This window comes from Pseudobacter sp. (genome assembly GCF_051955275.1).
In the GTDB taxonomy this organism is placed as follows: domain Bacteria; phylum Bacteroidota; class Bacteroidia; order Chitinophagales; family Chitinophagaceae; genus Pseudobacter.
The window spans coordinates 33,888-42,669 of record NZ_JBQCGW010000232.1 but is presented as its reverse complement, the minus strand read 5'-3'; the positions used below and the strand labels follow the sequence as shown (position 1 = coordinate 42,669).

At 48.2% G+C, this 8,782-nt stretch carries 11 protein-coding genes; 8 read left to right on the top strand and 3 right to left on the bottom strand.

The window, feature by feature from the left end; all coding sequences use genetic code 11:
• The 3 genes from ACTHMC_RS20380 to ACTHMC_RS20370 form a co-directional block, all read left to right on the top strand.
• Window positions 1–429: DUF2147 domain-containing protein (locus ACTHMC_RS20380; protein ID WP_440415906.1), on the top strand; the 429-nt coding region annotated here is incomplete at its 5' end.
• A gap of 17 nt (window positions 430–446) precedes the next feature.
• Entirely contained in the window at window positions 447–1,238 is a 792-nt protein-coding gene (xth, locus tag ACTHMC_RS20375) for an exodeoxyribonuclease III (protein WP_440415904.1), read from the top strand.
• Between the two features lie 43 nt (window positions 1,239–1,281).
• Window positions 1,282–2,130 (top strand): NAD(P)-dependent oxidoreductase, encoded by an 849-nt coding sequence (locus ACTHMC_RS20370; protein WP_440415902.1) that lies wholly within the window; start codon window positions 1,282–1,284, stop codon window positions 2,128–2,130.
• 161 nt (window positions 2,131–2,291) lie between these two features.
• On the opposite strand, the gene ACTHMC_RS20365 is transcribed toward ACTHMC_RS20370, so the two are convergent.
• Entirely contained in the window at window positions 2,292–2,810 is a 519-nt protein-coding gene (locus ACTHMC_RS20365) for a DsbA family protein (protein ID WP_440415900.1), read from the bottom strand.
• Window positions 2,811–2,818: 8 nt separating this feature from the next.
• On the bottom strand, window positions 2,819–3,289 hold the full coding sequence (locus tag ACTHMC_RS20360; RefSeq protein WP_440415899.1) for a redoxin domain-containing protein: 471 nt from the start codon (window positions 3,287–3,289) through the stop codon (window positions 2,819–2,821).
• Window positions 3,290–3,517: 228 nt separating this feature from the next.
• Between ACTHMC_RS20360 and ACTHMC_RS20355 the strand changes: the two genes are divergently transcribed.
• Window positions 3,518–4,246, top strand: coding sequence for a hypothetical protein (locus ACTHMC_RS20355; protein WP_440415898.1), 729 nt, complete (start codon window positions 3,518–3,520; stop codon window positions 4,244–4,246).
• A 157-nt stretch (window positions 4,247–4,403) separates the two neighbouring features.
• Here the strand turns inward: ACTHMC_RS20355 and ACTHMC_RS20350 are convergent, their stop codons facing one another.
• Window positions 4,404–5,039 carry a DUF4142 domain-containing protein gene (locus ACTHMC_RS20350; RefSeq protein ID WP_440415897.1) on the bottom strand — a complete coding sequence of 212 codons (636 nt, stop codon included), beginning with the start codon at window positions 5,037–5,039 and terminating at the stop codon, window positions 4,404–4,406.
• A 280-nt stretch (window positions 5,040–5,319) separates the two neighbouring features.
• Here ACTHMC_RS20350 and ACTHMC_RS20345 point away from each other — a divergent pair, with 280 nt between their 5' ends.
• The 4 genes from ACTHMC_RS20345 (at window position 5,320) to ACTHMC_RS20330 (ending at window position 8,764) form a co-directional block, all read left to right on the top strand.
• Window positions 5,320–6,012, top strand: coding sequence for a DUF421 domain-containing protein (locus ACTHMC_RS20345; RefSeq protein WP_440415896.1), 693 nt, complete (start codon window positions 5,320–5,322; stop codon window positions 6,010–6,012).
• The gene (locus tag ACTHMC_RS20340; RefSeq protein ID WP_440415895.1) at window positions 6,009–6,692 is read left to right on the top strand and encodes a DUF421 domain-containing protein; all 684 of its coding nucleotides are present in this window, start codon (window positions 6,009–6,011) and stop codon (window positions 6,690–6,692) included. Before ACTHMC_RS20345 ends, ACTHMC_RS20340 begins: the two co-directional genes overlap by 4 nt.
• 372 nt (window positions 6,693–7,064) lie before the next feature.
• Window positions 7,065–7,760: a BclA C-terminal domain-containing protein gene (locus ACTHMC_RS20335; RefSeq protein ID WP_440415894.1), complete on the top strand. Its 696-nt coding sequence runs from the start codon at window positions 7,065–7,067 to the stop codon at window positions 7,758–7,760.
• 41 nt (window positions 7,761–7,801) lie between these two features.
• Window positions 7,802–8,764, top strand: a complete 963-nt coding sequence (locus tag ACTHMC_RS20330; protein WP_440415893.1) for a T9SS type A sorting domain-containing protein — start codon at window positions 7,802–7,804, stop codon at window positions 8,762–8,764.
• Window positions 8,765–8,782: the final 18 nt, after the last annotated feature.

The window sequence follows — 8,782 nt, the reverse complement described above, 5'->3', positions numbered from 1 at the left end:
AAACAAATCGTGTTGCTTACCCTTACCCTGGTGTTTTCAGCGGCAGCCCGCAGCCAGCAGGCCGACCAGGTGCTGGGCCAGTGGCTCAGTGAGGACAAAGATGGAAAGATCGAGATCTATAAAACCGGCGATAAATATTTCGGCAAACTCATCTGGGCATCAAAAATGTATGAAGCAGATGGAAAGACCTCGCGTAAAGATGAAAAGAACAACGATGCTTCATTGCGCAGCAGAAATCTGAAAGACCTGGTTCTGCTGTCCAATTTTATTTACGATGATGGTGTGTATACTGATGGAAAGATCTATGATCCTAAAAGCGGCAAGACATACAGTTGTAAAATGACCTTGTCAGGCGAGAAGCTCAATATCCGTGGATATATGGGGCTCTCGATACTGGGCAGAACAACCGTGTGGAGCCGCGTTAAATAAGATAATACCTTACTGATATGAAGATCGCTACCTATAATGTGAATGGCGTGAATGGCCGCCTGCCTGTTCTCCTCCGCTGGTTGAAGGAATCACAGCCTGATATAGCCTGCCTGCAGGAACTGAAAGCACCGCAGGAGAAATTTCCATTACAGGCTGTGGAGGAACTGGGATACCAGGTGATCTGGCATGGACAGAAAAGCTGGAATGGCGTAGCCATCCTGAGCAGGGTGGGAGAGCCGAAAGAGATCAGGAAGGCGTTACCGGGAGATCCTGAGGATATGCATAGCCGGTATTTGGAAGCGGACGTGGCCGGCATCCGCATCGTATGCATTTACCTGCCCAATGGTAATCCTGCGCCGGGCCCAAAATTTGATTATAAACTCGCCTGGTTCAAAAGGCTCACCACACATGCAAAGAAATTACTGGCCGAAGATATGCCCGTGATCATCCTCGGCGATTTCAATGTGATCCCGACCGAAATGGATGCATACAAACCTGAGAGCTGGGTAAAAGATGCCCTGTTCTTTCCTGAATCCCGGCAGGCTTATGCCAAACTGGTGGCGCAGGGCTGGACGGATGCGCTCCGCACCATGCATCCGGATAAAAAGATATTTACATTCTGGGATTATTTCAGACAGGCCTATGCACGGGACGCGGGCATCCGGATCGATCACTTTCTCCTGAGCCGTCACTTCGATAAAAAGTTAGTAGCCGCAGAAGTTGATAAATACGTGCGGGGATGGGAGAAAACAAGCGACCATGCACCCGTATGGATCGAAATCAAACACAATGTAAAGAAGGGTAGCTGAATTATATTGGCAGCATTCCCTACTTTTGACCAAACTATTAATCATGATCGCATTTTTAGGGATGGGACTGCTCGGTTCCAACTTCACAAAGGCATTGCTGAAAAAAGGGCAACAGGTACAGGTTTGGAACAGAACAGCAGATAAGGCAAAAGCGCTGGAAGCTGAAGGTGCAAAAGCATTCGATTCCATCGTGGACGCGGTGAAAGGAGTGAAGCGTATCCATATCACCCTGTCGGATGACGCTGTGGTGGATGCCGTGCTGGCTCAGGCCGCACCGGGATTTGAACCCGGGGCCGTAATACTCGACCATACCACCACTTCCGTGGAAGGCGCTGAAAAACGTACCAAAGAATGGGCTGCTAAAGATATAACCTATGTGCATGTGCCCGTATTCATGGGGCCAGCCAATGCCCTCGAAGGCAGCGGTGTAATGCTGGTCTCTGGCAACCAGGAAGTAGCGGCTCAGATCCTTCCCTGGCTGGAAACCATGACGGGCAAGGTGATCAACCTGGGCGACCGTCCAGGTAAAGCAGCAGGTGTGAAACTGCTGGGTAATATGTTCCTCATTACGCTTACCGGAGGTTTCTCCGATATGCTGGCAACAGCCAAAGCCATGGACCTGCCCGGTTCCGTGATCACCGACCTCTTCAGCGAATGGAACCCCGGCGCGGCCGCTCCTGCAAGGCTGAAGCGGATCATGACGGCGGATTACGACAGCCCCAGCTGGGAGCTCCAGATGGCCCGCAAAGATGCCAGGCTGATGATGGAAGAAGCTGCAAAAGGAAATAAAACGCTCACCGTGATCCCGGCGATCGCTAAAGAGATGGACAAATGGCTGGAGAAAGGAAACCAGAATAAAGACTGGTCGATCATCGCTTCGGAGAATCTGTAAGAATTAATTTCGCAGTGTCCAGTAGCTCGCCTCCGGCGAGTTACTTATTTTTTCGCCTCTGGCAAACCAATCAGGTGTTGCACCCGGTTGGTTCGCCAGAGGCGAACTTCATAGTGGTCACTCGCGGGGACGCGGCGATTGCAGCACCCTGAGTAAATTTATCATCCCTTTAATGCAGCTGCCAGGGATTCATAGGTTTCATTATAAGTGGTCACCAGCTGCCCATTCAGAAAGAATGTAGGAGTGCCATTTACGCCGCTGCGCAGACCGCTCACAAAATCACGCTCTACCTTATTCATCAGCTCCTTATCCAGCAGGTCCTTCCCGAATCGGGCCTGGTCCATGCCCAGCTCCGCTGCAAAATCAAGGATGGCATCTGCGCTCAGTGTTTGCTGGTGCTCGAAAATGATATCATGCATCTCCCAGAACTTATCCTGTTTTGCCGCCGCTTCCGTGGCAAGTGCCGCCATCATGGCCATGGGGTGTACTTCCTGTAATGGAAAATTCCTGAAAACGAATTTGACCTCTCCTTTGAATTCCTTCAGCAGTTTTTGTACGAAGGGGTGGGCTTTTGCGCAGTGCGGGCACTGGTAATCTCCATATTCAACCAGTACTTTTTCCGCATGCAGGTCGCCGGTGATATGGTCTTTATCACCTACCGGCACTCTTAATGTTGACATACGTTGTATTATTTATTTTGGTTGTTCATTGCATCGAGGGCATCCAGTATGCCATCGGCTCCCGGGTTGATGCCATCAGGGGAGAGATAACTCCACTGTATGATGCCTTCTTCATCTATTACGAACAGGGCGCGGCGACTCTCTCCGTTCTCTTCGTTATAAGCACCGTATTTGCGGCTCACATCTCCCTTTGGCTCAAAATCGGCCAGGAGTGGGAAATGCAGCTTCCGGTTGTCTGAGAATGCCAGGTGACACCATTTGCTGTCTACTGAAATACCCAGTACTTCTGCGTTGTAGCCTCGGAAGATTTTCAGGGTTTCATTGTAGAGTGCCATCTGGTCGCTGCACACAGGGCTCCAGTCGGCCGGATAGAAAGCAAGTACCAGGCGCTTCCCCTTGAAGTCATCAAGCGATAATTTCTGATCAGGCGTTGAGAATAATGTAAAATCAGGTGCAGGTGTATTTTTCCCGAGGATCATATGATTCATGTTTATAGATTATGGAAAGATATTGGGGATCTGCGGGCAGGCAACCGGGGATAGTGTACAATTTAAGTAAACTTCCTGATTGCCGGCTCAGGTTATCAAAACTTTGTGATTGCATTCAGATTGATAAGTCAACGGTTAATACTTTATTAATGCCGCATCGCAGCCGCTGCAATTATCTTACATCAATTGATGCGTTAGCTTGGCTTCAAAATCTATACCATGCTAGCGATCATACAAACACTGGAAGCCAAAAAGAAAGAATTGTGCAATTCAGAACTTTGCAGGCTGGTCGGGGACGATAGCCTTACCCCGGAATCAAGGCTCAGCTTCACGCCCGCCATGTTATTCTTTGTGATGGGGTTCAAGGATATCCTTGCTGAAATGCAGGTGGAAGGCAGCTCCGATCCCATGCAGCAGAGCGTGAACATTCATTGTGAAGAAGACTCTTACCACTGGAAATGGTACCTGAAGGACCTGGAGCGGATCAGTTATGGAAAAGAGTTCCTGGCTATCGATCCAACAGACATGATCACGGAGATCTGGTCTGAGCCCTGGGCGGCAGTGCGCGAAGTGGTTTACAAAAGCATCCACCTGGCCAAAACATTCAACACGCCATTTTACAAACTCGTGCTCATAGAATCACTGGAAGCAACATTCGATTGTTTCAATGAACCGGTGTTCAAACTGGTACGTACAATGGGAAGAGAGGAGGAACTGGAGTATTTCGGGCAGGTACATGCGCATTCCGAAGCAAACCATGCCATGGAAAAAACTAATGAGGAGCATGAAAGCGCTTCTTACAACAATTATCAGCCATCCATCGAAGAGTCTGGCAATGCGGTGCATATCATCAATGCAGTGTTTGCTGCCTTTACAGACGCGTTCGGCGTGTGGTATCATCAGGGAAAGGCAAATATGATGAAGCAGCTCGTTACTGCTTCGGTCTAACAGAAAATCAGCACCTGTTTTCACGGGTGCTGATCCTTTACTTCCTTTCGCCCATTTTTTGCCGTCGCCTTTTGGAGGCGCCGTACAATAACACCACCACAATGATGATGATGATTGCAAGCAGGGCAATGAAAGGTATTACCATTTTAAATTGATTTTACTTCAGTGATTTCTGGATGGCTTTCGCTGAATCCAGGTGCATGCGCAATACAGGCAATGTACGGGTGGCGAAATCCTTCAGCGTATTGTCTGATGAACTGGCTGCTGCTTTTTCAAATGCCTTGATGTCTTTCTCGTGATCGCTGGTCATCATTTTCATATATGCTTTGTCAAACTCAGCGCCTTCCATTTTTGTGAGATGGTCCACATGTTTCTGATGTTCCTGCGCAAGTGTGCCCGGAAGCTGAAAGCTTTTGGCTGCTGCAATATTGCTGAGCTCCGTATTGGCTTTACTATGGTCTGATACCATCATGGCTCCGAAATCTTTCACACGCTGGTTGCTTGCTTTCTGCTGGGCAAGCTGACCGAGATTGACTTCCATCATTCCTCCCGATGCTGCTTCTGTAGCAAAGGCGCTGCTGTTCTTGTCGAGCGGCGTATTGTCAATGGACTGCGCGCTCATGTCTGTATTGGGCTGCTGTCCTGAAGAAGCAGTGGTGTCGTTATTGGAATTTTCCACAGGCGCCGTTGCCAGGTTACCGGTGCTGTCCATCTTATTGTCTGCTGTGGTGTTTGAATCATTACAGCTGCAGATGATTACTGCGGCTATTGCAAGGATCGATAAATGTTTCATAGTATGCTTATTGATTGATAAGATATAGTTTATAATTACCATGCCAGCAGAACTGAGCCTTTAGAGCTTTGCGTTTTGTACAGCAGGTTCAACAGGGGAGTTGCAATCAGTGATTTTGCCCTTAAAGCTCCCCGGGACAAGACTTTGACTACTTAGTTCCACCATGCCCGATATTGACGCTTATCTGCAATTGCCTCATTTAAAGCTGCTACATTTAACAGACCGGAGGAAAGGTGGCAGCGGTATGTTTTTTATACATACATTATTCCAATCAGGGAATATGGACAAATCATCTATCAAGCTCTCAGACTGGCAGCGAATCCTGTTTGGTGAAGCGCCGCCTGCATTTCTTCTCGAAGCACTGGTCCGGACAGTCATAATTTATTGCATACTATTGTTTGTGATCCGTCTTTCAGGCAAGCGGATGAGCGGGCAACTGACCAGTACAGAAATGGCAGTGATGCTGGTGTTGGGCGCTATCGTTTCTGCCGCCATGCAGTCGCCCGACCGCGGCATCATCCAGGGGATCTTTTTGCTTTTCCTCATTCTTGGCTTTCAGCAGTTGCTGAGCAACTGGATGCGCAGAAACGAAAAAGTTGAAGCGGTAGTGCTGGGGAAAACAGTCATTCTTGTAAAGGATGGGGTTCTTCAGCTGGATGTGATGGATAATGAAAGTGTATCGCGTGAACAATTATTTACTGCGCTCAGAAATGAAGGCATTTATAACCTGGGAGAAGTGAAACGGTTGTACCTGGAAGCAACCGGCAGCTTCAATATTTATAAAATGGAAAACGCCAGGTCTGGACTTGATCTGCTGCCCGATGCGGATTTTTCTATTCATAGTATACAACTTAGAACCCAATCGCAGGTATGTCATACCTGTGGTAACAGCAGTATCCGGCAACATGCAAATGGTTACTGTGCTGTTTGTGGCGACCATAACTGGGTGCCTTCTGTAAATAAAGTTGTATGAAGAAGGAATCAATATATCTGGACGACCTGATGCGGATCCTCCGTGGAAATGTGCCCTGGGAGTTTTATATAGAACTGATCATTCGCTCGCTGGCGGTTTACCTGATTCTTGTATTTGCGTTCAGGCTGATGGGCAAGCGATTGTCATCAAGACTGACACGTACTGAACTGGCAGCCGTTGCTTCGCTGGCTGCGGCCATCGGGATTCCTTTGCAGCAACCGGACAGGGGATTATTGCCGGGATTACTGGTGGCGGTCATTGTAGTTATTATACAAAGATTTGTATCGTCCCGTGCAGCAAAGAGCCGCACATTTGAAAAAGCAACGCAGGGAACGATGAGCATACTGGTGAAAGATGGAAAACTTCAACTGGAAGCATTGAAACGCTGCCATATGAGCCGTGAACGGATCTTCTGCCGCCTTCGCAGCCATAGTATCAGGCATCTCGGAGAAGTGAAGCGGCTTTACCTGGAGGCTAATGGTTCCTTTACTGTGATCAATGAGACCGGACCTGGCCCCGGTCTCTGCATTCTCCCCGAAGTTGACCAGGACTTTATCAACGAACTTCCGCTCTCCGCTGTTGAAGTATGCAGTTATTGCGGCAATGCCAGACAGCAGCATGAGGTTCACTGCCGGTCATGCCACCACGAAGAATGGGTCAATGCCAGAGGCAGGGCCTGAAAAGTTACAGATTACCCGGTATGCAGGCAGATAAATTGCATGAGAATCTCCGGTTTATGATCATTGAAAATGCTGCAGCAGTCCTTTCAGCATCATGTATTTGAGTAGTTTTACTTTTATAAACGTATAAGCTATAAAACACTGACCTGATGCGGGTATTAGCTGATTTTGTTGCTTATATTTCTGTTCTTTATCAAAGTTACTCTGTATATTTATCGCGTTATTTTCTGATGAGCAGAACTGGTTCATCGGTCCCTCCAAAATATCATGGTTTCTGCAAGTAGCAAAAGTTCAGGTACACGTATGCCTTGACAGTAATGGTCTTTACACAACCATTCTGTATCTGTATTTTTTAACCATTTGATATTTGCTATGAAAAAACAACTATGCATCCTCGTGACATTGTTTATGGCAACAATTGTCAACCTGAATGCCCAGGTGGGTATCGGAACTACTTCACCAGCGGCAAGTTCTATTTTAGATGTGACTTCAACAACCAAGGGCGTTCTCGTACCCAGAATGACACAGGCTCAGCGTACTGCAATCGGCACACCTGATGAAGGTCTGATGGTGTATCAGACAAATGCTCCTATCGGTCTCTGGATGTACATCAATGGTGCGTGGACCAGGCTGGCTTCCACGCTGGATATCAATTTCAACGGAGCAAGTACAGGTTATGCTGCAAGCACCGCCGGTCAGGTCATCGCAGTAGTACTTGGTGGTACGGCTGTTCCTCTTCCCGATTTCCAGAACCTTGGTACGAATGTTACTACCAACGGTGCCAGTAACCTTTTTACTGTTAGCCAGGCAGGCCGCTATCGTATCGCGTACAGGGTGAATACTACTGCAGCGCTGCTTATGTCGAGCCGCATTTCGGTCAATGGTATTCCAAGCGTTCCGCTGACTGTTACACCTGCACTTTCTGTCAGCACTTTCGCTGCCGAAGCGGTGGTGACCCTTACAGCAGGGGCTACTGTTCAATTGCAATTGTTCGGTCTGCTCGGAGCTGCCGTATTATTGAACAATGCTCAAGGCGCAGCATTGACCATTGAAAGAGTTGGTGACTAATTGTCTTTAATAAACAATTTATTTCACCAAAAATTCTGACAATGCGATACCTATTACTTTTAATATGCAGCGCGTTGCTTTGGCTGCCTGGGCAATCCCAGTTGAGTGTAGGGCCAACGGATCAGTTGTTCATAGGAAGCGGTACAACCTTCTTTGTGGACAGCCTGGTGCTGATACCCTCCGCCAATACTACGGTCAGCAACACAAATCTCACAAAGAGCTATACGTCCATTACCGGACCAGGTGGCGCTCAGAGTATCACCAGGGTATACAATTTCTCCAATCCCCTTCCTACGTACAATGGCACGGTAGGTATCATTTATGATGATGCCGAACTGGCCGGTAACCCGGAAGGAATGTTGCAGGTTGCATACCGTACAGGGCCTACCTGGACCACCACTGCCACCAGCACGGTTGACCCCGTTGCCAACTTCGTGTCTTACACAGCTACCGGACAGATCTACAGCCAGATCACCGCTACACAGGCAGGAGCTATTCTGCCCGTTACCTTCACCCGTTTCTCTGCTGACCTGAAAGGCAATTATGTGCAGCTGAACTGGTCAATGGGAGATATTGAAGGGCTTACTGACTTTGATGTTCAGTATAGCGACAATGGCAGGAACTGGACTTCCGTCGGCACCGTACCCGGAATTGCCAACACCCGTGATTACAGCTATCAGCATAATGATGCGAATTTCACCAATCGTTTCTACCGCATAATGGCGAACGAACTGAGTGGCGTACGCACCTACAGCAAGCTGGCAGCCGTTCGTAAAGGAGAAGAAACCACTTCCATGAGCATTATCCGTAAGGGTAGTGGTGTTGTGCTCTTCTTCAACGGCAAAACGCCAAACCTAATCCAGGTGTTTGATGTGAACGGCCGCATGCTGATGAGCCGCAACGTTCAACAGCAACAGGTTGAGATCAATGGCATCGCTTCAGGAGCTTACATCATCCACTACGTGGTTGATGGTAAGAAGAACTCGAAGATGATCCAGTTATAATACCATTCCTCCAATTGG